This is a genomic window from Paraburkholderia kirstenboschensis (genome assembly GCF_904848585.1).
Taxonomy (GTDB): domain Bacteria; phylum Pseudomonadota; class Gammaproteobacteria; order Burkholderiales; family Burkholderiaceae; genus Paraburkholderia; species Paraburkholderia kirstenboschensis.
In genome coordinates this window covers 32,135-53,305 of record NZ_CAJHCR010000015.1, presented here as the reverse complement: position 1 = coordinate 53,305, position 21,171 = coordinate 32,135, and the positions used below count along the sequence as shown (strand labels likewise).

Here is a 21,171-nt window from a genome sequence, read left to right as displayed (position 1 = left end):
ACGTGCGGCCGGTGTTGCGTTCTTCAGCATGCCGGTGTCACGCATGCGCCGGTGCTTGCTTCGGCGCCTCGCTGGGCACTTCCGTAGGCGCTGCTCCTTTCTGCACACGCACCGAACGCGTACCCGAGTCGTAGGTCATGGTGACCTTGTCGCCGTCGCGCACGTCGCCCCGCAGCATCGCATCGGCGAGTTGCGATTCCACTTCAAGCCGGATCTTGCGTTTGAGCATCCGGGCGCCAAACTCGGGGTCATAGCCGATCTTCGCAAGGTAATCGCGCAACGCATCGTCGAACGACAGATCGATGCCCTGGGCCAGCGCCGTACGCCGTACACGCGCAAGTTGCAGATCGACGATGCTGCGAATCTGCTCCTTGCCGAGCGCATGAAACACAACCACCTCATCAACGCGATTGAGAAACTCCGGCTTGAAATGATGCCGCAGGATCTCCATCAACCTGTCGCGCAGTTCAGGATAGTCGAGCTGCTTCGAGTCGGCCTTCATGTTGTCCTGGATCAGTTGTGAGCCGACGTTGCTGGTCGCGATGATGATCGTGTTGGTGAAATCGACCAGACGTCCCTTGCCGTCGGTAAGCCGCCCTTCGTCGAACAGTTGAAGCAGGAGGTTGTGCACCTCCGAGTTCGCCTTTTCGATCTCGTCAAGCAGCACCACGCAATATGGCCTGCGCCGCACGCGCTCGGTGAGTTGCCCGCCTTCCTCGTAGCCGACGTATCCGGGCGGCGCGCCGACCAGCCGTGCCACCGTGTGACGCTCGGAATACTCGCTCATGTCGATGCGCACCAGAGCGTTCTCGTCGCCGAACACCGAAGCGGCAAGCGCCTTCGCGAGTTCGGTCTTGCCCACACCTGTAGGCCCAAGAAAGAGGAAGCTCGCAGTCGGCTTGCCGGCTTCCGTCAAACCGGCGCGCGAAAGCCGCACGGCTTTGGCGACCGCGGAGACGGCTTCATCCTGGCCGACCACGCGCTCCTTCAGGCGGTCTTCCAGTCGCAACAACTTTTGACGGTCCTCAGCCGTGAGTTCAGATACCGGTACGCCCGTGAGCGACGAAACGATCTGCGCAATGTCCTCCGCCGTCACTTCCTGAGAACTGGTGCCGCGCTCCTTCTTCCACGTTTCTGTGGCTTCATGCAGGCGCTTCTGTTCGGCGACGAGCTGTTCTTCCAGTTCCTTGGCTTTATCGAATTTCTTCGCAGCGCTAGCCGCGTCCTGTTCCTGTTTGATGCGGCGGATGCTCGCCTCGACATCGTGCAATGGCTGCGGACGCGAATTCGACGAAATGCGCACGCGTGCAGCGGCCTGATCCAGCAAATCGATTGCCTTGTCCGGCAAAAAGCGTGCGGCGATATAGCGGTCCGAGAGCTTTGCCGCGGCAACGACCGCCTCTTCGGTGATTTTCACCTTGTGATGCGCTTCGAGCCGGTCGCGCAGGCCACGCAGAATCTCGATCGTTTCCTCGACGCTCGGCTCAGGCACCATGACTGGCTGAAAGCGCCGCTCCAATGCCGAGTCCTTCTCGATGTACTTCTGGTATTCGTTCAACGTGGTCGCGCCCACGAGGTGCAGTTCACCGCGAGCGAGCGCGGGCTTGAAGACATTGCCGATATCCAGACCGCCTTCGCCGCCGCCCTGGCCGGCGCCGACAATGGTATGCAGTTCGTCGATAAACACAACCAGACGGTCCTGGTTCTCGATGATCTCGTCCAGCACCTGCTTCACGCGTTCCTCGAACTCGCCACGATACTTCGCGCCTGCCACGACGCTATTGATATTCAGTTCGACCACGCGCTTGCCGCGCAGCACTTCCGGTACCTGATCTTGAGCAATGCGTTGTGCGAGTCCTTCGACGATGGCGGTCTTGCCCACACCCGGTTCGCCGATCAGCACCGGATTGTTCTTGCGCCGCCGCGCGAGCACTTCAATGGTGGTTTCGATTTCCTTGTCACGGCCGATCACCGGATCCAGCTTGCCTTGACGCGCAAGCGCGCTGAGATCGCGCGCGTACTTGTCGAGCGTGGGCGTGGTGGAGCGGCCTTCCATCTTGCCGTCTTCGGCACCCTTGCCGACCACCTTGACTGCTTTTTGCCGCAGCGATGGCGACGACAGCCCGAGCTTGCGCAGCAATTCACCTGCAAAGCCGTCTTCTTCCTCGACGAGCCCAATCAGAATGTGTTCCGGTCCGACGTAGCTGTGACCCAGTTCCAGCGACGCCTTCAACGCATTTTCCAGCGCACTTTTGGCACGTGGCGACACACCGAACTGCTCGTTGTCGCTCGGCTCCTTGCGGGTGCCGCGAGGCGCGGTCTGGTCGATGGTCTTCTTGATCTCTTCGGGATCGAGCTTGAATTCGCGCAGGATTTCCTGCACGACATTGTTATCGGCGAGCGCCAGCAACAGATGTTCCGTATCGACTTCGTTCTTGCCGTATTCGGCGGCTGCTTGCGCCGCGGCTTGCAGGCGGTCCAGACCGCCCTCGCTCAGGTACGTCTGCAAGTCGACCGCTTCACGCGCCCGGCGATGCCGGCGCGTGCGGCCGCCTGGCTGTGCGCCCGTTGAATCGCCGGTTTGCCCGCTGCTGCCGGTACCTGTGTCCTGATCCGCGCCGCCGGATTGTCCCGGCGCGCGTCTGACGCGTGACCGGCTACCGCGGCCGTCTTCCATCTGTGGCCACATGTCGTCAAACAGACTGTCGAAAAGTCCGCCGTGAAAGAGGGACTCGAGCGGCGACAGGCGGCGCTGATTGCGCGCCATAAACTCCATGTAGTGCTCATCGCACAGCATCAGCTGACGGCGTTGACCGTTTTCGGTGATCGTGATCTGCGAGGTCGCGGGCTTTCCGCAAACACTGCACTCGGCCATGATGATCTCCTGTTCGTCCGTGAGCGCATCGCTTCTTGGGCGGGTAAGGGGTGGGTGGGAAATATCTGTTCCGCTCCGTGGCGACGCGTACCGCGACTTTTCGCTGCGGCACTTAGTCCATTTGCGCTAGCACCGCGTGCCGCCGCGCGTTGGGGCAACCGGCTCAGCCGCTTGCCCAGGAGTAACTGCACTTCATGCTCGGTCGCTGCCTCTTCACGTTCCTCGTCGCGGTCGGGCAGCACGGCTTCGATCTCGAGCGTTCCGTCCGGTTGCCAGAATTCGAAAATCTGCTGTTCGCCTCATCCATTTGTTACGGGGTCCGAACTAGCGCCATGGCGCCGCGCGGAATTTCATTTGATCTCAATGCGCCGCTTCGCTTCCGGTTCTCCGGCCGCTTTGGGGACGCGCAGCGTCAGCACGCCGTTTTCAAATCTGGCCTCTGCCCGATCGAGATCGACGCCCGCGGGCAGCGGGACCGCGCGCTGAAAGTGTCCGAACGACCGTTCGACCCGATAACATCCCTGTTCTTCGCTCGTCGATTCCAAGCGCTTTTCGCCGCTGATGATCAGCATGTCTTCAACCACTTCGAGTTCGACGTCGTCGCGGGTCATGCCGGGCAATTCGGCGACAACACGCAGTGCGTCGCCTTCGTCGGTGACGTCGATCCGCGGTTGAAACTCGCTGGCGCTGAAGTCGCCGAACCAGCTTCCGAGCGGCCCACGGCCGCCGAACGGATCGCGTATCAATTCGGCCAAAAGATGAATCGGATCGGGCAGCGGCCAGCTGGCAGGCGCAAGCGCTACCTGCGCAGCAGCGGCTGCCGCCGGTGCCCCGTTACCCGTTTGCGTGCCGCCAGTCTGTTGCGCATTTGGCCGCGCGCTTTGCTCACTGGTGTGCGGCGCACCGGCGCTGCCCGAGGCGCTTTGTTGCGCAGGGTGCGAGCGTAGAAACCGGAACGGGTTCCATTTGTCGAGATCGAGATGCATGTGATTCTCCCTACGTGAGGTACGCCAGTGCCAGACCTGAGGCTGGACCACTGGCGAAGACGGGCGGTCCATTCGACCTCCGGATGCAAGGTTGGCCGCGGGCTTGACCTTGTGAACCACGATTTCCGTGAGCGGCGCGCTTACGGATGCAATGGCGCGTGTGGCTCGCGGGTCAGGCCGTCATGGTGCCAGGCACGCGCAGTGATGCCGAGTACGAACAGCAGCGCGCCCGTGAACAACGCATACACGCCGATCAGCCAGACAAGCGCTAGTGCGCCGGCGCCCGGGAAGAGCAGCACGAGGATGCCAAACAGCACGGAGAGCACTCCGGTTAGCACCAGCATCCACGCATTGCGCAGACGCTTGTGCAGCCGCGTTGCCGCGATCAGATCGAATACGCCGGTGATAATCGCGTTTGCGCCGATGACGGCGATCAGCACGAGTGTGGTAATTCCCGGCACTAACGCGGCAATCACCCCAGCGCCGATGCTGCAGATGCCCAGCAACAAGGGCACCCACCAGCTGGCGTGCGTCGTGCGGTAGCGGATGGCCGCAACAATCGCGACAATGCCGCCGGCGATTGCGTAGGCGCTAAAGAGGGTGACAAGCAATAGCAGAGTGAGACCTGGCCAGAACAGCGCCAGAATGCCGAACAGCAGCGCTACCGTGCCACGCAGAATGAGCATCCACCAAGCGCGCCCAAGTAGTTCATCCATGAGGAACTCCAAGCTGTACCGTCAGGTAATGAACTTAAGTCTAGGCTCCATGCATCCGCGATTCTTTCGCGATTCTGCGAGGCGTTTCGCAATTCTGCGTTCATTCAGGACGCGTGCTGAACGGTATCCATACTGGCAGCCCGGATGCACCAGGATGACCCGATCCATCACAGTATTTTTGTAGCGGCTCGCCGTGAGGAGTTCTAACATGAACTGATGCAGCGCACGGTCTGGCCATTGGCGTCTTCATTGCCGGCCCGGCGTCGCACCGTCAACACGAAAACTAAGGAACGTCATGAAAACGAATCTGCTTGTATGGCTGGTCGCGTCGTCGCTCGGACTCCCTCTAAGCGCGCACGCGCAGGTGGCCGGCGCCCAGCCGCTTGGTATCAGCGTGGAAGAGTCGACTGCGATCGTGGCAGGCTGGAGCGTGAGAAAGTCGATCATGGACAAGCCGGTCTTCAACGAGAAGGGTGAGCGCGTCGGCGTCATTCATGACATTATCGTGGCACCGGACCGGTCGGTATCGTTTGCAATCGTCGCCGCAAACCAGTTTTTGGGGGTGTCGCATCACGACGTGGCCATTCCGATCGAGCAGCTTGATTTCAACAATGGCAAACTGGTGCTTGCCGGTGCGACGAAAAGTGCGATCAAGGCGCTGCCCGAGTTTCAATACGCAAAGGTACGCGCGACACCTAAGGCAAGGTCCGACTATAGCGAGCATCACTGACCTATGTCTTGCATCGTCCGGCATCGGTACATTGGCGCGCGGCACATCCGTTGCGTCGGCAGTACGTCGATGAATGCGCTGCGGGCTGACTACTCGTTGTGCAAGCCGCGTGCCCTACCTTTCAGACCGTCATCGGTCAGTCCATAGAGCGATGTCGCTCTGAGCCTCTATATGTAGTCGGGATCGCAATGATCGATAGGCTCCATTCGAGCGCGGTCGCCGTACTCATCCAGGTCAAATTGATGTTTCCAGATCGCGGACGGGGATGCAGTGAGCAAGACATACCGCTTCGCGAGCCGGACCGCCTTCGAACGCTGCGCAATACCCGGCGTAAGCGTCAGCTTGCAGAATGCCTTCAGGACGATGAATTGCTTGCATCCGGGGTATCGCGTGTCAAGCGTCATCCGGGTTGCCCAGCAATAAGGCAGCAACTCCATCAACGAGGTCCGGTTGCCTCTGCCCATATTACGAATCCGCCTTAAGAAGCCTCGAATTCGGCGTAAGCTTAGATATGCGACGAGGCAAGGAGACTTTTGCTTATCATGACGCAAGCAATAAGATCGACCCCGGATCACGAATTACGCTGCCAACCAATGAGCGTCATTTTCACCAATGGCGGGCTGAATTGGGTGCAGGGATGTCGGCTCGTTATACCGACGGGTAGTACTGTTGTGCAGGCTGCGGGCTGTGACGACCTCGGAACGAGTCACTCCGTCCTGATAAGTGCGCCGTTCGTCGCAGTTATTCCTGGGGCGGCGCAGTTGGCCACGAGCGCTGACAACGATCCCGAGGGATGGGTTATTGCACTCAAACCGAGCGTACTTGGGCAAGTCTCGCGAGAGGCGTTTGGCGCCGTGCCGAAATGGTCCAGGTCTTGGGATCCGTTCCTGCGCGAGGCCGCGGATACATTGGGTGCTTTGGATCATGCGGATCTTATCGACGCTGCCTGCGCCGACGCTTTTGCCGATGTCATTTCGGTGCACATCGCTCTGCGCTACGGGCACTGTGCTGGCGCGGTTGAGCCGGGCATGCCTATTACGCGTCAAATGCTGGCTCGCATTCAAGCCTTCGTTCATGACAACATCGCCGAAACCATTCTGGTCGAGCAACTCGCAGTTCTGGTGCACATGAGTGCTTCAAAGTTTGCGCGCGTTTTCAAAACGGCGACAGGTAACCCGCCTCATCTGTACGTGACACTCGAACGAGTGAAATTTGCCAGGACGATGTTGTGCGAGGAGACCATTCCGCTGGTTGACGTTGGCGCGCGCGCGGGGTTTCAGACCCAGCAGCATTTCACCGACGTGTTTCATAGATATACCGGCGTGACGCCGCGCGCATTCCGGCTTTCCCACCGGAACGGCGGCAACTGATTCATTTAGCGAAGTTGCGAGCAAGCAAAAACCGCGGCACTTCCGCGCTCGCGATTGAACAGAGCGACACGAGTCTTCCTGTCAGGAATCGATGGTGATCCAGTTGTCGACCCGCATCACACCGGGGGCAAGCCATGCGACCCGCTCGGCTTCCTCACGCTCGGCCCACGAGCGGACCGTGCCGCGCAGGACGACCTTATTGCCTTCGGCCTCCACCGTGATGTGCTGTGCGTCGACTTCCGCGTTGCGCTTGAACGCGTCCTCGATCTTGCGCTTGAGGTCTTCGGGCTCGACCTTCGGCTTGATCTCGATCTCGTTCGTCAGGCCGGTTACGCCGCTCGCCCGCAGCGCCGTGTCGGCCGCGCGGCGGCGCTGGTAGTCCCATTCGACTTCGCCTTTCAGCGTCACATGTCCGTGCCTGACAACCGCCTTGATGGTGTCCGCCGCATCAGGCAATTCCGCCTTCAGTAGGGCAATGATCTCGCGCACGATCTCCGGATCGGGCGGCTTGTTGATCAGAGGCAACCGCACCTCCACATCGTTTGCGACCCCCCGCACGCCGCGCACACGCGTCGCGTCCTCTTCGGCCTTGCGCCTTTGCCGAAAGCTACGCGCGAAACCGGACAATGTTACCGCACCGTCCTTGACCGCAACCCCGATATCCGATGGATCGATGTCCGGATCCCACTTCAGTTCGTACTCCACGTCTTGTTTGAGGTCTTCGTCGGTTCTCATCGCGCTCCTCGTCGGTTTATTGATGGACTAACCCGCGCACGCGGGCCACGCCCAGGGCCACACGCATCGGTCCACGATAGGGCAACGGTACGACGCGCCGGGCCGATTTTCTTCCGTACGCCTGCGCAGTTTTGCGGAATGCCACCGTAGGTTCACATCTGAAAGCCGCGCAGCAGAGCGCAGAGATCCGACACGTCTTCGCAGGAATGAGGAAGAACTGCAACCGTCAAGAACCTAGTCTTGAAGTCATCGTCACCGCGTCAATGACCTCGTCAACATTCCAGGGTGCGCGCCGGGCGGGACATGCAAGGTTGGGTGGCACCGCCGCTGTTTCGAGGCGCGGGTCGACGGCTTGCGCGCGGCGCTGAGCATGAATTCAACCGTCTTGCCACGGAACGTCTGGGCTTAATTCCATAGAAGAGGAGCAAATCGATGAGCGATCTAGTCGTTGTAAGCTTTAAAGGCGAAGAGACAGCCGACCAGGTGTTGACCAAACTTCAGCAGATGCAAAAGGAGCACCTGATCGACCTTGAGGATGCCTGTATCCTGGTCCGCAGCGCGGACGGCAAGGTACACCTCAAGCAAGCCGTCGATCTCGTCAAGATCGGTGCGCTCAGTGGCGCGGCTTGGGGTGGTCTGTTTGGTGCGCTGGTTGGGGTCATGTTGCTCAATCCGCTCGTCGGACTGGCAACAGGCATGGCCATCGGAGCTAGTACGGGCGCGCTGTCGGGCGCGCTCTCGGACTATGGAATCGATGACGATTTCATGCGTTCGACGGGCCAGAACATCGAGCCGGGTTCGTCGGCACTCTTCATCCTCGTGCGTCGCGTGAATTTCGACAAGGTCCTGCCTGAGCTGAAGCCTTTCGGCGGAAAAGTATTAAAGACATCTCTCACCAACGAGCAGGAGGAACGCCTGAAAAAGGCGCTGGAGAGTCTGAACAGCAGTGGCACGACAGCATGAGCATCCCGCGGCCACTTCTTCTTGGAGAGACACGATGAGCATTGCGTTAATTGGCGCCACCGGCCGCACCGGCCGGTTAGTCGCAGACAAATTGCATCGTGCGGGCATTCCGTTTCGTGCATTGCTGCGTAACGAAGCGCAGAGGGCCCACTTCGAAGGCCTCGGTGCGAGCCCCGTGATGGTCGACTTGACGCAAGATTTCTGCGCGGCGCTCGAGGGGGTTCATACGGTTATCTTTGCCGCTGGATCCGCTGAAAGCGAGGGCGCCGAGCAGGAGCGTCAGATCGACCGGGACGCGATCATCAAGGCGGTGGATTGTGCGAAGCAATATGGCGCGAACCGCTTCATCGTCGTCAGCGCGTTGCTGGCATACGACCCTGAACGCGCCCCAGATGCGCTTCGGCATTACGCCCAGATGAAGCGCGCATCGGACGATTACCTGATCGGCAGTGGACTCGACTATCTTGTGCTGCGTCCCGGCACACTGACCATGGAGCCGGGTACCGGGACGATTGAGATCGTGACCGACGCGCAGTCCGCTCGTGCCCCCGTTGCGCGCGAAGATGTTGCCGATGTCGTGCTCGAAGCGCTGAAGGTCGGCCTTGTCAACAAGATCGTCGGATTTGCCGGCGGCGGCAAACCGATCAGCGACGCGTTGGCCGCGCTCCGTTGACGTTGTGCGCCGCACCGGAGAGGTTCTCGTCAATGCAGAGCTGTCGCGCGCCTCTCATCCAGATCGTTCCGCCAATACGAGCCAGACTTGAAGGGTCGGCCGTCCGCGCTCGAGAACACAGCCATGCGGCCCGCCGCGATGGAGAACTCCCATGCCGAAGACCGTTTTCTCCGCCGAGCAGATTCGTGATGAAACGCAAAGTCGCGTAGCAAAAATAAGCGCGGACATGCCGGAAGAACTGCGCGTGCGCATACCGCTGCCCGAACGGCACCCGCCCGATGCCACCGGCAGGAACTGGAATATGGTGCCGCTCAACGAGCAAGGCACCGACTTTGCCCACGAGGTCCGGCGCATCATCGAAGACATGCGCACCGAGTTCGTTCTGCCGGATTGACGCCGCTATGCCGCGACGCCGCAGCATCGCGTAACCGGTTCGGTTGAACGAGGTCGGGCACACAACGGCTTGTATGGTTGGGCGATGAGTTCAGAGAGTGACCCGGACTGCATGAAGCCGACACTGCTCCCCATGCATGCGCAAGCCGCTGCGCCGGGACGCTTACCCGAAGTTCAAACACCGGCGATCAATGCACGGCCTTGTAACGGTGATAGACCGCATGGCGGCAGGATCGCGAAACATCTGGGCAGAAACCGGAAAGAAGCGCGCGCGGACCACGGCTAGAGTGGCTGAGAGCGGAATCATGTCGATGTGATCTGACGCCGACGCCTCGGAGCGTCTATGGCAGTACTTTTCGGGCCGAGTCAAAAACGCAAGGAGCGAATTTATGTCGGATACGGAAACCCTACCCGCCGAAGCTGGGCAGCACGAGGAGCAAATCCCGCTGCGCAAGCTCTTCGAACCCATCAAGGTGGGACCGTACAACTTGCGTCATCGTGGCGTGATGGCGCCGCTGACGCGTTCGCGCGCGAGCCGGCCAGGCAACATACCGACTCAGCTCAACGCCTGTTATTACGCGCAGCGTGCATCGGCCGCGCTCATCATCAGCGAGGCGACGCAGGTGTCGATGCAAGGGCAGGGCTATGCATGGACACCTGGGATTCATAGTCGCGAGCAGGTCGAAGGCTGGCGGCTCGTGGTGAACGCCGTGCACGAGGCGGGCGGGTTGATGTTCATGCAGCTCTGGCACGTCGGACGCATATCGCACCCCTCGTTGCAACCCGATGAAATGCTGCCGGTTGCGCCGTCTGCGCTCCAGCCGAAAGCGGAGGCGTTCATCGAGAACGAGCGCGGCGAAGGTGTCGTCGCGCCTTGCGTCACGCCTCGCGCGCTGCAGATCGAAGAGATGCCGTATCTCGTGCGCCAGTATTTCAGGGGTGCGCGCAACGCAAAGGCTGCTGGTATGGACGGCGTCGAAGTGCACGCAGCGAACGGGTATCTGCTCGACCAGTTCCTGTTGTCCGGCACGAACCGCCGCACGGACGAATACGGCGGGTCGAGCGAGCGCCGGGCCAAACTGCTGTTCGAGGTGATCGAGACGGTTTGCGAAGTGTGGGGGCCGGAAAAGGTCGGCGTACGGCTCTCTCCTCTCGCGACCTTCAACGACATGCATGACGACGATCCCGAGGCAACCTTCTCTTATGTTATCGAGAAGCTCAATCGATACGGGCTCGCTTATTTGCACATGGTCAATCCCGCGCTGGCGGCGACCGGTGAGGATGTCGCTTTCACGGAGCGTGCGAAACGCATGAGCGAGATGATACGTCGCACCTATCGCGGTGTGCTAATGGTCGCGGGCGGGTTCGACGCCAACACTGCGGAGAGATGGCTCGAGGATGGCAAAGCGGACCTGATCGCGTTCGGACGCCCGTTCATCGCCAATCCCGACCTGCCGGAACGCCTCCGCTCGCACGCTCCGCTCAATTCGCCGGATCCGTCCACGTTCTACGGAGGCGGCGAGCGCGGGTATACCGACTATCCGTCGCTCGCGCAGGAGCGCGGGGAGGCCCCACGGTCCGTCATCGACGGGCGCTGGAGATAGACTGTCGTTGACCGGCGAGTTCGCCGGCCTCACGCGACGATTTGCGATGGCCGCGGAGTCGGCGACCGATCATGCTGAGAGGCGCACCATGGTTGTCACTACTTGGGTTGTCGTTGCCGACGGCAGCCGTGCACGAATCTTCGAGACACCGGGACTTAAACTGGACTTGCGGGAAATCGAAGACCTTGTCAATGTCGTCCCAAGTGGACCGGCGCTGACCGAGAAGGATCGCGAAAAATTTGCGAAAACTGTCGCCGACTACGTCGAACAGGGACGGCTTCATCACCGGTACCAGCGATTGCGATTCGCCGTGGAGCCGAAGTTTCTCGGGATGCTGCGCGCGCGTCTGAGCGAGGAAACGCGTCAGATGATTTTCGAAGAGATCAACGAAGATCTCTCGGCCCTTGATGCGCGGGAAATTCAAGCGCACCTGCAAAAACATTGACGGCGCGCTGCGCGGTCGTAGGCCGCATTAAATGCGTCATCTATTAAAGGGCCCTGGTCACGAGATATATGCCTCTCTACCAGGGCGCTTTCCCCGCTTGCTTCCGACAATATCAGCCATCGTCAAGCGGGCGAACGCGAGCACGCATCCGGTTTTCCGCTCGCCGGGTTGCAGCGCGACCAGTGTCCACGGGAGGGTTCACCCAAAGATCGGCTTACAGCGTTAGAAGTGCGGCTATCCAGTGGCGCAGGCTGACAGTTAGCCCGCGCTGCCGATCAACTGAAGAGTGAATGACCGCCAGCGGCGAACGGACACTCGGACTCCTGACGACGCCTTGCCGTGACACATCCGGCGACGCAGACACGTTGACCGGCCCGGCACTGGATACGCATGCGCTGAGTTGTCGCGACGATATCCACGTCCTGTTCACCGATGTCGTGATGCCCAAGGGATTCGATGGCATCCAGCTCGCGCGTTCGACGCGCGACCTTCGGCCGGAGGTCAGGATCGCGCTCGCCTCGGGGTACCCTCTTCCCGCCCTCAGGTCACAGCACGGCCATCTGGACGACTTTGCATTTATCCATAAACCGTACCGGCTGGCTGATCTCGTCCGTACGCTGGGTATGGCGACGTAGCCGCGAGTTGCATTGTGGGTTCGTCGGCCCTGCCAGTTCTGTTGACGGTCGCCTTGCGTGTCGCGATGATAGGGAGGAAACCATATCGCCAATCCGATATGCTGCTCCGGATTTCGATGCGTTGGCTAGGCATCCGATGAACGGGGCTTCCATTGCTACAATCACCGTCGTCGGGCGGATGAGTCTGCGGCAGCTGTTCCAGCAGGTGGTTACACCCCGCGGACCCGGTTCTCATAAAGGGAGGACCAGCCGCAACCGGGAAGTCCAAACGCTATTCTGCGTCTTCAAGGAAGGACATGCGACTGGCGGATTTTATCGTGCGCGATATCGAGCGTATCCTGGTGCAATGGGAAGCGTTCGCCCTGACTTTGCTGCCAGCGGCGGCGAGCATGGATTCCCTGGCTTTACGTGATCATGCCCGGCCGCTGCTTGAGGCGGTGGTGGCCGACCTGTCGACCTCGCAGACCAGGCAAGCGCAGGCGCAGAAGGCATGGGGGCGTGCCCCGCAGGTCGAGGGTGCGCCGCACACCGCGGCACAAACGCACGCCATTCTGCGCGCGCGAAGCGGTTTTAACATCAACCAGTTGGCCGCCGAATACCGTGCGCTTCGCGCGAGCGTGCTTCAGTTGTGGATGGATGATTGCCTGCCTGAAGTGCCCCATCTGGACGACATCATCCGTTTCAATGAGGCGCTGGACCAGGCGGTTGCCGAATCGGTCCGTTCTTTCAGCGCAGAAGTGGAGCGGGAGCGCAACCTGTTCCTCGGGATGCTCGGCCACGACATGCGCAGCCCGCTACAGACTATCCAGGCGACGGCTTCACTGCTTGCAAGAATGAATGCCGGCGAAGGTGTATCGGCCGCCGCAAACCGTTTGATCCGTACCGGTGCCCGGATGCAGGCGCTGCTCGACGATCTGAGTGATTTCAACCGGACCGAGCTGGGTTTGGGAATCAGGATCGCGCCGACCGACGTCGACCTTGTGACCGTTCTTGCCGACGAGACGGACCAGTTGCGTGCGGCTCATCCCGACCGCCTCATCGTGCTGGAGGTACCCGCCAGCCTGCGGGGAGTGTGCGACGGTCGGCGTCTGCAGCAGGTGCTGGGTAACCTGGTCGTGAATGCCCTCAGATATGGCTCGCATGACACACCGGTGCGGGTGGTGATGACAGGCGACGAGACGGAAATCCGATTCGAGGTGAAGAATGCAGGTGCCGCCATCGAACCGTCGCTGCTCCAACGGATGTTCGACCCGCTCCAGCGTGGCCCGGATGCCGGAGCCGCGCAGGGCGGCAGTCTCGGTCTCGGACTGTACATCTCCCGTGAGATTGCCATAGCGCACGGCGGCACGATTGACGTGCGGTCGGACGAACGCGAGACTGTCTTCACAGTGTGCCTGCCCCGACATGCAGTTACCGGACAAGCGCGGTGATTATCGCGAGCAGTTGGCAGGGTGCACAGCTTTTCCGCGCATAACCGTCAAAAACGGTCCCGGTGAGCTGGAAGTGCGCCTGAGCCTCATGCAGCGCGGCATGCGCAATGACTGCGATTGCGCCGGTACAGTGCGCAGCCGCAGCACGCCCGCTTCGTCGCCGTTTTACAGAGCCTGCAAAAAGTGGCTCACTCGTGGATGTTTTGCTCGCAATCCTCCCAGTACCGAAACGGATCGCGATGTTGTGGATAGTGCAAATCGAGCCACGCGGTCAGCATGCTCCAATCTGGATGGTTGGTACCAGTTCGGGCGGACCAGTTCGACGACCTCTGAAGAATTTGACCCTTCGCGCGATCACGAACAACCAGGCTGCCTAGTCCGCTTGAACTGTTCGCCTGTGACTCAACCAGATACCGCGGCAAAATCTTGAGCTCAGCATCTTCGGCCCACCCGTAAAAGGCGCGGACCACGCCGGAGGGATCTCGCAGCTCGATGGGTCCATTTCCCGGGCGAACGGCGGTCCAGCCTTCAGGAAACTCAGTGACAACTTCGCTCTTACCTTCCCTCACCCACTTCACGCGCCATGCCTTCGCCATCGACTCCCGCATGCGGGATACCGACTCGTAGCCAGCAGGCAGCTCGATCGCCATCGGAAGAGAAATGAGGTTGTCTTTCCAGAGTTTGGTCTCGTCGTCGACGCGCTTGACCACGTCGAACACCCCTGCTTCGAACGGGTTCTCGGGCCGGCTCGATGCGCTTACCTTTCCGGCAGGCAGTCCCTCGAAAAGGCGCTCAGCATCATGGCGGGTAAGTTTTGTCTTTCCTTTCTTCATTGGTTTCTCTGCAGCAAGGTTGTCGCGAACGCCTACGGCATAACGTCCGGTATGGACCGCTCCACATAGAATCAGAGGATGTGCGTGTGCGGACGGGAAATTATAGGCCGCTCGCTAGCCCTCTCTTTTGGACTGCGGTTATCGAGGAAAGGAGACACCAGAACCCGGGAACCAACACCGTATCCGACCTGAACGCACCTTCGGGCTAAGCGTGTTCAATGGCAGCTCCGACCATGTAAGCGGCGTCAGAGCGTCACTGGAAACCGCACGAAACCTGTTTTGGAAGCGACTATGCGCCGCCCCAAGTGCCACGCTGCTAGGCCCAGTACTTCATCGCTGTCCCAGACCACCTGGATAACGGCGCGGCGCCACAATGCGCCCGATTTGAATTATTTTCCAAGCGCCTGGTCGCGAATGAGTCGACGGCCGCTGCGAGCGCTTCGATATCGAATGGCTTGCGAAGGAAAACATTCCATAGTCTAGCTGTATCCTGCGGCGGCGATCGCGCCGACATCATGATGACCGGAATCAGGGCCAGCGCCGGATAGCACCGAAGGCGCTCACACAAGACGTTCCCATCCATGTGCGGCATGTTCCAGTCGGTAACGATTACATCAGGAAGACAACGACCTGCGATTTCCAGCGCCCGCTGTCCATCGTCAGCGAGTACAACGTGATGGCCTCGTCCCTCCAGAACAACTTGAAGAAGCCATAACGAATCGGAATCGTCGTCGACGATCAGGATGACAGACATAGCGAGAGCCCAGTTGCACTCTTTATTTCCAGCAACGGCTATGCCATCTCGTACGACGCTCCTGGCAACGCTTTCTGACTGCCTGCCGCGTGGGAACCGGAGATAACCTCAAGCTGAAGAAAGGCGATGCCGCTCCCGCCTCTAGGGGAAGCGTCCGCCGCCGTCCGGCTCTCGCATATAAACGGTATATACTGTTTATACCGATATTGGCAATGAGGCCCATGATGACGCAGGCGACCACCAAAAAAGCAACTAAAAAAGCATTCCATTTCCCCAAGACAGCCGATGACGCACAGACGGAAAACGGCGAAGCGCAGCCCGTAGCTCCGAACGCGGTCGTGACCAGAAAGAAAGCATCCACTAACAAGGCGCCCAAGGTGGCCGTCGAAGTCGAGGCGGCGCCGGCCAAGGTCGAGGCAAGCCCGGTGAAAGCAGCGGGCGGCACGAAAGCGAAGCGCGCGAAAAAGGACAAGGTCGTACGCGACAGCTTCACCATGCCGAAGTCCGACTACGAGAAGATCGCAGCACTCAAACAGAAGTGCCTGGCGGCGGGCGTCTCTGTCAAGAAGAGCGAACTCCTGCGCGCGGGGCTGCTGATGCTCGAATCGGCAGCACAGAAGCGCTTGCTCGCCGCAGTCTCGGCAGTAGAGCAGGTGAAGACGGGGCGCCCCACGAAATCCTGAGTGACTATGTCGCAACCTGCGGCTTAAGCTCGCTGCACTCATCGCAGGGCATCGCCCGCCCAGGCTCCCCCAGTGCAAGGTGCTTGTGTCGCAGGTCGCTATGTCCGGCACCTTGACCCAGCGCCAGTGCACAATTTCGCTGGCCGCCACAGTCGTTTGCCCTTCCTCTATGAGCGCGGCAAAAAGATGATGGCGCGTGCGAACGCCCAAGCAGCATGAACGACATCGCTTCATGCCGGGCTGCGCGCTTCGCGCCGTACCGCCTGCGGGGGCAGGCCAAACCCACGCATAAAGGCTTCGCGCATATGACGTCGATCGCGAAAGCCCGTCTCCCTCGCGATCACATCCAGCGGATGCCGGCTTTTCTCGATCATCAGCCGCGCAGCCTCCAGGCGCAGTCCTTCGATGGCTCTAGCGGGTGATTGCCCCGTCTCCAGCGTGAATACGCGGCTGAACTGGCGCGGGCTCAGGTTGACCTTTTCAGCCAGTTCCTCGACGGTCAGCGCCCGGCTCAAGTTCTTGCGCGCGTAGTTCAACGCGTTCTGGATGCGGTCAGACTTCGGCGCGAGGTCGAGTATTTCGGAATGCTGCGACTGTCCTCCCGAACGGTGTTGGTGCATCACCAGCTTGTGCGCGACCGAGCGCGCCACGTCCGCTCCCAGATCCTTCTCAACCATCGCCAGCGCGAGATCAAGTCCGGCCGTCATTCCGGCAGACGTCCACATCGGGCCATCGACGATGTAGATGCGGTCGTCCTCCACACGAATGTCCGGAAAACGCTTTTGCATCTCCCGTGCGTACGCCCAGTGCGTCGTGGCGCGCCGCTCCGAGAGCAAACCCGCCTCCGCTGCTACGAACCCGCCGGTGCAGATCGCCCCGATACGCCGTGCCCGTCTGCTGGCCTTGTGCAAGAAGGCGACCACAGCGGGGGATGGATGCGACGTGAGCGGATCGTTGACGCCCACGAGGATCCATGTGTCGATCTCGCTATGCGTAGTCAATGAGCGCGCGCTGACGGTCATCCCCAGCGACGAACGCACGTCCCCGCCCGCCACCGCGAAATTCTCCACTTGATAGAAGGCATCGCCGGCCGCGATGTTGGCGTACTCGAAGACTGTCTGGGTCGCGAGCGCCATCATCTGAAAACCGTCACTCAGCAGATAACCGACGCGGTGCATGTCCGCCCTCCGTCGAAGGTATGTCCTGAAAAACGACCCTATGCGTCATTTGCGTCACGGGCAATACGAGCCAGAATTCACTCACGCCATCCGGCAACCGCACGAACCAGGAGTGAAATCATGACGCAAGCGCAAGGTCCCCGCGCCGCCCTACACCGCCGCGCAGTGAACATCTGCCTTCGATAACGCTGACGCAGCACATAACCCTGCGCGCGCCGCAGACTCGCGTGCGCTTCTTCGGAAAATGATCATGTTTATAGTATCCCCAGCGCCAACCCGGCGCAGCTTTCTTGCGTCGACGGCGGCTGCCCTCGGCATTGTCCTGACCGCTGCCTTGAGTTACGCCCATGCCGCTCCGGTCGCGGAGCAACCTTCCGCGACACTGCGTGCAACGGCTGAAGACGACTCGATCCGTCCGTTTCCCAAGATCCATGTGCCGCAGGAAGCCATTGACGAGCTTCGCCGCCGGATCGCCGCCACGCAATGGCCCGAAAAGGAGACCGTCACAGATTCTTCGCAGGGCGTGCCGCTCGCGACCATGCAGGAACTCGCGCGCTATTGGGCGACGGACTACGACTGGCGCAAGGCTGAAGCGAAGCTGAATGCCCTTCCGCAGTTCGTGACGACCATCGACGGGGTGGACATTCACTTCATCCATGTTCGTTCGAAGAACCCCAATGCGCTTCCATTGATCATCAACCACGGCTGGCCCGGCTCCGTGCTCGAGCAGACCAAGCTCATCGGGTTGTTAACCGACCCCGTAGCGCATGGCGGGAAGGCCGAAGACTCGTTCGATGTCGTCATCCCCTCGATGCCGGGCTACGGTTTCTCCGGTAAGCCGACGGCCACCGGCTGGGGGCCCGAGCACATGGCCCGCGCCTGGGCGGAACTGATGCGCCGTCTCCGATATACGCACTACGTCGCTCAAGGCGGCGACTGGGGTGCGTTTGTCGTCGATCAAATGGGTTTGCAGGCGCCTCAGGGACTGCTCGGCATCCACACCAACATGCCCGCGACGGTTCCAGCCGAGGTCGACAAGGCGCTTCAGATCGGCGCGCCGGCGCCAGCCGGTTTGTCAGCGGAGGAGAAACGCGCCTACGAGCAGCTCGCCCTGACCTTCAAGGAAGTTGACTACGCCCGCTTGATGGGATCGCGCCCGCAGACGCTCTACGGCATTGCCGATTCACCCGTCGGCCTCGCCGCATGGCTGCTCGATCACAACGATGCCGATGGCCAGCCGGCCGCGGCTGTCGTCTCGGCTCTGAACCGGACCACGAGCGCCACAGGCGAACTGACGCGTGACGAGATCCTCGACAACATCACGCTGTACTGGCTGACGAATACCGGGGTGTCCGCGTCCCGTCTCTACTGGGAATATAAGGGCGGCTTTTTCAACGCCAAAGGCGTCAAGATTCCAGTGGCCGTGAGCGTGTTCCCCGGCGAGCAATATCAGGCGCCACGGAGCTGGACAGAGAAAGCCTACCCAAATCTCGTCTATTACCACCGGGCAGAAAAAGGCGGCCACTTCGCCGCGTGGGAGCAGCCGATGATCTTCGCCCAGGAACTTAGGGCGGCCTTCAGGCCGCTGCGTTAGAAATCGCTGGAAACGGACGGCGTCGTTCCGGCGCCATCTCTTCCGCGCTTACTCAGGAAACCGAAACACTTACCTAACAATCGTCGGAGAAATTCCATGACCGAAGTGAAATACCCCATTGATCGCACCGCTTACCTGCTGGTGGATCCCTACAACGACTTTCTGTCGGAAGGCGGAAAGGTCTATCCCTTTGTCGAACCGATTGCCCAGAAGGTCGGCCTGCTCGACAATTTGCGCGCGCTGGACCGCGCCGTCCGCGCCCGCAACATTCCCGTGGTCATCGTACCGCACCGCCGTTGGGAGCCGGGCGACTACGAAAGCTGGGACCATCCCAATCCGAACCAGGTCAAGGTCATGCACGGCCATCACTTCGCGCGCGGCGAATGGGGCGGCGAATGGCATCCCGACTTCGCGCCCAGGAGTGGCGACATCATCGCCAAGGAGCACTGGGGCTCGAGCGGGTTCGCCAATACCGACCTCGATTACCAGCTCAGGCAGAAGGGCATCACGCATGTGATCGTGGTCGGCCTGCTGGCGAATACCTGCATCGAAGCGACCGCCCGCTACGCGACGGAACTCGGCTACCACGTCACGCTCGTGCGCGATGCGACCGCCGCCTTCAAGCCGGAGATGATGCATGCCGCGCACGAACTGAACGGCCCAACCTTCGCCCATGAAATCCTGACGACGGCCGAGTTGATTGCCGCACTTCCTGAATCGCAAGGAGACGAATCGTGAAACTCAATGGCAATCTGCTTATCGGCGCGCAAGAAGTGGGCGCAACCGCCGGTAGCATGAAGTCGCTTAATCCTGCGACGAACGTCGAGATCGAACCGTCCTTTGCATTTGGCGGCAGCGCGGAAGTCGATCGCGCGGCACGACTGGCCGACGACGCATTCGACAGCTATAACAACACGAGCCTGGCGGACCGCGCCGCGTTCCTCGAGCGCATTGCCGACGGACTCGACGCGATCACGCCGGAACTCGCACAACGCGCGTCGCTCGAAACCGCCTTGCCCGTCGCTCAGCTCGAAGCGGAAGCCGCGAAGTCCGCGACTCAGTTTCGCCAGTTCGCGACTGTCGTCCGTCAGGGACGCTTTCGCCAGGCAACGATCGATCCGGCCCAGCCGGAGCGTCAACCGCGCCCCCGGATGGATCATCGCTCGCAGAAGATCGCAGTGGGTCCCGTCGCGATCTTTGGCGCAAGCAATTTCCCCATCTCGTATTCGGTCGCTGGCGGCGACACCGCGTCGGCGCTGGCCGCCGGCTGTCCCGTCATTGTGAAAGCGCACAACGCGCATCCCGGCGCGTCAGAACTGATGGGCCGCGTGATTCAGCAAGCCGTCAGAGATTCGGGCCTTCACGAGGGAGTGTTTTCTCTGGTTCGCGGCGGCGGTAATGAAATTGGCGAGGCACTGGTCGATCACCCGCTCATCAAGGGTGTAACGTTCACAGGCTCGGAAGGCGGCGGAATGGCGCTATTCCGGCGCGCACAGCAACGTCCGGATCCGATCCCGGTTTTCACCGAAATGACCAGCGTCAATCCGACTTTCGTGCTCCCGGGTGCGCTTGCTGCGCGTGGCGCCGAGATCGGCCATGGCTTTATCGAGCGTATGCTCGTTACCGTCGGACAGGCCTGCCTCAAGCCCGCAATCCTGCTCGCCATCGACGGTCCTGGCTACATCGACCTGAGGCGAGCGATGACCGCTCCTGTCGAAGCGATGCAGGCGCGCACGATGCTGACGCCGGGCATCTGCGCCGCGTATCGCAAGAATGTTGAGCGGCAGCGCAATGCGGGCGCCGAACGGATTGCCGCGGGCGGTGAGCCGCAAGGTGCATGGGACGGTCAAGCGGTGCTCTTCGAAGTCGACGGAGCACGCATGCTCGACGATCCGTCCCTGTCGGAAGAAGTGTTCGGCCCTGCAGCACTACTGGTACGTGTGAAGGACGTCGAGCAACTGATCGCGATCGCCAGGCAGTTTCGCGGGCAGCTCTCTGCAACCATACAGCTCGATCGGGTCGATCATCCGCTCGCCGCCAACCTGTTGCCTGTTCTTGAGCGCCGCACGGGACGCATCGTCATTAATGCGTTCGCGCATCCGCAAGAAGTGTCGTACGCATCGATTCATGGCGGACCATTTCCCGCGACGTCGGATAGCCGCTTCACTTCCGTTGGCATGAGTTCGATCGAGCGCTTCCTGCGACCTGTGTGCTACCAAGGCTTCCCGGATGAACTGCTGCCGGAAGCGTTGCAGCATGACAATCCGCGCGGCATCTGGCGCCTCACCGATGGGCAGCTGTCTCTGGCGGCAATCGCTCACGACATGGAGATCCCATCACCCGTATGCGAATGTGACTCGATATGACTGACAAAAGCGCGGCGATCAAAATGTGCGCAAGTCGGCTAACCCGAATACCGTCGCTTCGATACAACAGCGACTCGAGCGGTGGGATAAAGCACAGAATCGCTGCGCCGTGCCGGCTGGGATATCACGAGAATTGTGGCGGTTTTGTGGCGGATTACTTCAGAAAAACGCAAAGGTCCAATCCAGACCGGAAGTGAGGCGTGCTGCG

At 60.8% G+C, this 21,171-nt stretch carries 21 protein-coding genes; 13 read left to right on the top strand and 8 right to left on the bottom strand.

What is annotated here, in order from left to right:
- Positions 1-37 precede the first annotated feature (37 nt).
- From JMY24_RS28670 to JMY24_RS28660, 3 genes are all read right to left on the bottom strand, one after another.
- Positions 38-2,875, bottom strand: coding sequence for an ATP-dependent Clp protease ATP-binding subunit (locus JMY24_RS28670; RefSeq protein WP_201703350.1), 2,838 nt, complete (start codon positions 2,873-2,875; stop codon positions 38-40).
- A 350-nt stretch (positions 2,876-3,225) separates the two neighbouring features.
- On the bottom strand, positions 3,226-3,861 hold the full coding sequence (locus JMY24_RS28665) for an Hsp20/alpha crystallin family protein (RefSeq protein ID WP_128597017.1): 636 nt from the start codon (positions 3,859-3,861) through the stop codon (positions 3,226-3,228).
- A 140-nt stretch (positions 3,862-4,001) separates the two neighbouring features.
- A complete protein-coding gene (locus JMY24_RS28660; protein ID WP_128587825.1) occupies positions 4,002-4,577 on the bottom strand; it encodes an HdeD family acid-resistance protein in 576 nt (191 codons plus the stop codon).
- Between the two features lie 295 nt (positions 4,578-4,872).
- Between JMY24_RS28660 and JMY24_RS28655 the strand changes: the two genes are divergently transcribed.
- Positions 4,873-5,307, top strand: coding sequence for a PRC-barrel domain-containing protein (locus tag JMY24_RS28655; protein WP_128597014.1), 435 nt, complete (start codon positions 4,873-4,875; stop codon positions 5,305-5,307).
- A gap of 234 nt (positions 5,308-5,541) precedes the next feature.
- Here JMY24_RS28655 and JMY24_RS39665 read toward each other — a convergent pair whose 3' ends face one another.
- Positions 5,542-5,685, bottom strand: a complete 144-nt coding sequence (locus tag JMY24_RS39665; RefSeq protein ID WP_128597013.1) for an IS66 family transposase — start codon at positions 5,683-5,685, stop codon at positions 5,542-5,544.
- Positions 5,686-5,900: 215 nt separating this feature from the next.
- On the opposite strand from JMY24_RS39665, the gene JMY24_RS28650 reads away from it, so the two are divergent.
- Complete coding sequence (locus JMY24_RS28650; RefSeq protein WP_236597559.1) at positions 5,901-6,677, top strand: AraC family transcriptional regulator; 777 nt, start codon at positions 5,901-5,903, stop codon at positions 6,675-6,677.
- Positions 6,678-6,758: 81 nt separating this feature from the next.
- Here JMY24_RS28650 and JMY24_RS28645 read toward each other — a convergent pair whose 3' ends face one another.
- Positions 6,759-7,412, bottom strand: a complete 654-nt coding sequence (locus JMY24_RS28645; RefSeq protein ID WP_201703348.1) for a BON domain-containing protein — start codon at positions 7,410-7,412, stop codon at positions 6,759-6,761.
- Between the two features lie 432 nt (positions 7,413-7,844).
- Between JMY24_RS28645 and JMY24_RS28640 the strand changes: the two genes are divergently transcribed.
- The 7 genes from JMY24_RS28640 (at position 7,845) to JMY24_RS28610 (ending at position 13,555) form a co-directional block, all read left to right on the top strand.
- Positions 7,845-8,375, top strand: coding sequence for a DUF1269 domain-containing protein (locus tag JMY24_RS28640; RefSeq protein ID WP_128591706.1), 531 nt, complete (start codon positions 7,845-7,847; stop codon positions 8,373-8,375).
- 34 nt (positions 8,376-8,409) lie between these two features.
- Positions 8,410-9,048: an SDR family oxidoreductase gene (locus JMY24_RS28635; RefSeq protein ID WP_201703346.1), complete on the top strand. Its 639-nt coding sequence runs from the start codon at positions 8,410-8,412 to the stop codon at positions 9,046-9,048.
- A gap of 151 nt (positions 9,049-9,199) precedes the next feature.
- Entirely contained in the window at positions 9,200-9,442 is a 243-nt protein-coding gene (locus JMY24_RS28630) for a hypothetical protein (protein WP_128597009.1), read from the top strand.
- Positions 9,443-9,830: 388 nt separating this feature from the next.
- On the top strand, positions 9,831-11,045 hold the full coding sequence (locus JMY24_RS28625) for an alkene reductase (protein ID WP_128597008.1): 1,215 nt from the start codon (positions 9,831-9,833) through the stop codon (positions 11,043-11,045).
- A gap of 88 nt (positions 11,046-11,133) precedes the next feature.
- Positions 11,134-11,490: a host attachment protein gene (locus JMY24_RS28620; RefSeq protein WP_128597011.1), complete on the top strand. Its 357-nt coding sequence runs from the start codon at positions 11,134-11,136 to the stop codon at positions 11,488-11,490.
- A gap of 290 nt (positions 11,491-11,780) precedes the next feature.
- Entirely contained in the window at positions 11,781-12,125 is a 345-nt protein-coding gene (locus JMY24_RS28615) for a hypothetical protein (protein WP_236597558.1), read from the top strand.
- A 296-nt stretch (positions 12,126-12,421) separates the two neighbouring features.
- Positions 12,422-13,555: a sensor histidine kinase gene (locus JMY24_RS28610; protein WP_128597007.1), complete on the top strand. Its 1,134-nt coding sequence runs from the start codon at positions 12,422-12,424 to the stop codon at positions 13,553-13,555.
- Positions 13,556-13,743: 188 nt separating this feature from the next.
- Here JMY24_RS28610 and JMY24_RS28605 read toward each other — a convergent pair whose 3' ends face one another.
- Together JMY24_RS28605 and JMY24_RS28600 are read right to left on the bottom strand one after the other, a co-directional pair.
- Positions 13,744-14,388: a hypothetical protein gene (locus JMY24_RS28605; protein ID WP_128597006.1), complete on the bottom strand. Its 645-nt coding sequence runs from the start codon at positions 14,386-14,388 to the stop codon at positions 13,744-13,746.
- Positions 14,389-14,704: 316 nt separating this feature from the next.
- Positions 14,705-15,142, bottom strand: coding sequence for a response regulator (locus JMY24_RS28600; protein WP_128584418.1), 438 nt, complete (start codon positions 15,140-15,142; stop codon positions 14,705-14,707).
- A gap of 224 nt (positions 15,143-15,366) precedes the next feature.
- Between JMY24_RS28600 and JMY24_RS28595 the strand changes: the two genes are divergently transcribed.
- Positions 15,367-15,825 (top strand): hypothetical protein, encoded by a 459-nt coding sequence (locus JMY24_RS28595; RefSeq protein WP_201703387.1) that lies wholly within the window; start codon positions 15,367-15,369, stop codon positions 15,823-15,825.
- A gap of 230 nt (positions 15,826-16,055) precedes the next feature.
- Here JMY24_RS28595 and JMY24_RS28590 read toward each other — a convergent pair whose 3' ends face one another.
- Complete coding sequence (locus tag JMY24_RS28590; protein ID WP_128597005.1) at positions 16,056-17,003, bottom strand: GlxA family transcriptional regulator; 948 nt, start codon at positions 17,001-17,003, stop codon at positions 16,056-16,058.
- Positions 17,004-17,253: 250 nt separating this feature from the next.
- Between JMY24_RS28590 and JMY24_RS28585 the strand changes: the two genes are divergently transcribed.
- The 3 genes from JMY24_RS28585 to JMY24_RS28575 all read left to right on the top strand — a co-directional run bounded on the left by JMY24_RS28585 (position 17,254) and on the right by JMY24_RS28575 (position 20,963).
- Entirely contained in the window at positions 17,254-18,597 is a 1,344-nt protein-coding gene (locus JMY24_RS28585) for an epoxide hydrolase family protein (protein WP_128597004.1), read from the top strand.
- 96 nt (positions 18,598-18,693) lie between these two features.
- The gene (locus JMY24_RS28580) at positions 18,694-19,335 is read left to right on the top strand and encodes a cysteine hydrolase family protein (protein WP_128597003.1); all 642 of its coding nucleotides are present in this window, start codon (positions 18,694-18,696) and stop codon (positions 19,333-19,335) included.
- Positions 19,332-20,963 (top strand): aldehyde dehydrogenase (NADP(+)), encoded by a 1,632-nt coding sequence (locus JMY24_RS28575; protein ID WP_128597002.1) that lies wholly within the window; start codon positions 19,332-19,334, stop codon positions 20,961-20,963. The genes JMY24_RS28580 and JMY24_RS28575 overlap by 4 nt, the downstream gene beginning before the upstream one ends.
- Positions 20,964-21,171 lie beyond the last annotated feature (208 nt).

Coding starts and splice junctions, on each gene's coding strand:
- JMY24_RS28595 (WP_201703387.1), top strand. CDS start 15,367: ATGACGCAGGCGACCACCAAAAAAGCAACTAAAAAAGCATTCCATTTC.
- JMY24_RS39665 (WP_128597013.1), bottom strand. CDS start 5,685: ATGCAAGCAATTCATCGTCCTGAAGGCATTCTGCAAGCTGACGCTTAC.
- JMY24_RS28585 (WP_128597004.1), top strand. CDS start 17,254: ATGTTTATAGTATCCCCAGCGCCAACCCGGCGCAGCTTTCTTGCGTCG.
- JMY24_RS28580 (WP_128597003.1), top strand. CDS start 18,694: ATGACCGAAGTGAAATACCCCATTGATCGCACCGCTTACCTGCTGGTG.
- JMY24_RS28610 (WP_128597007.1), top strand. CDS start 12,422: ATGCGACTGGCGGATTTTATCGTGCGCGATATCGAGCGTATCCTGGTG.
- JMY24_RS28640 (WP_128591706.1), top strand. CDS start 7,845: ATGAGCGATCTAGTCGTTGTAAGCTTTAAAGGCGAAGAGACAGCCGAC.
- JMY24_RS28655 (WP_128597014.1), top strand. CDS start 4,873: ATGAAAACGAATCTGCTTGTATGGCTGGTCGCGTCGTCGCTCGGACTC.
- JMY24_RS28645 (WP_201703348.1), bottom strand. CDS start 7,412: ATGAGAACCGACGAAGACCTCAAACAAGACGTGGAGTACGAACTGAAG.
- JMY24_RS28615 (WP_236597558.1), top strand. CDS start 11,781: ATGACCGCCAGCGGCGAACGGACACTCGGACTCCTGACGACGCCTTGC.
- JMY24_RS28600 (WP_128584418.1), bottom strand. CDS start 15,142: ATGTCTGTCATCCTGATCGTCGACGACGATTCCGATTCGTTATGGCTT.
- JMY24_RS28630 (WP_128597009.1), top strand. CDS start 9,200: ATGCCGAAGACCGTTTTCTCCGCCGAGCAGATTCGTGATGAAACGCAA.
- JMY24_RS28590 (WP_128597005.1), bottom strand. CDS start 17,003: ATGCACCGCGTCGGTTATCTGCTGAGTGACGGTTTTCAGATGATGGCG.
- JMY24_RS28620 (WP_128597011.1), top strand. CDS start 11,134: ATGGTTGTCACTACTTGGGTTGTCGTTGCCGACGGCAGCCGTGCACGA.
- JMY24_RS28650 (WP_236597559.1), top strand. CDS start 5,901: ATGAGCGTCATTTTCACCAATGGCGGGCTGAATTGGGTGCAGGGATGT.
- JMY24_RS28670 (WP_201703350.1), bottom strand. CDS start 2,875: ATGGCCGAGTGCAGTGTTTGCGGAAAGCCCGCGACCTCGCAGATCACG.
- JMY24_RS28605 (WP_128597006.1), bottom strand. CDS start 14,388: ATGAAGAAAGGAAAGACAAAACTTACCCGCCATGATGCTGAGCGCCTT.
- JMY24_RS28660 (WP_128587825.1), bottom strand. CDS start 4,577: ATGGATGAACTACTTGGGCGCGCTTGGTGGATGCTCATTCTGCGTGGC.
- JMY24_RS28625 (WP_128597008.1), top strand. CDS start 9,831: ATGTCGGATACGGAAACCCTACCCGCCGAAGCTGGGCAGCACGAGGAG.
- JMY24_RS28635 (WP_201703346.1), top strand. CDS start 8,410: ATGAGCATTGCGTTAATTGGCGCCACCGGCCGCACCGGCCGGTTAGTC.
- JMY24_RS28665 (WP_128597017.1), bottom strand. CDS start 3,861: ATGCATCTCGATCTCGACAAATGGAACCCGTTCCGGTTTCTACGCTCG.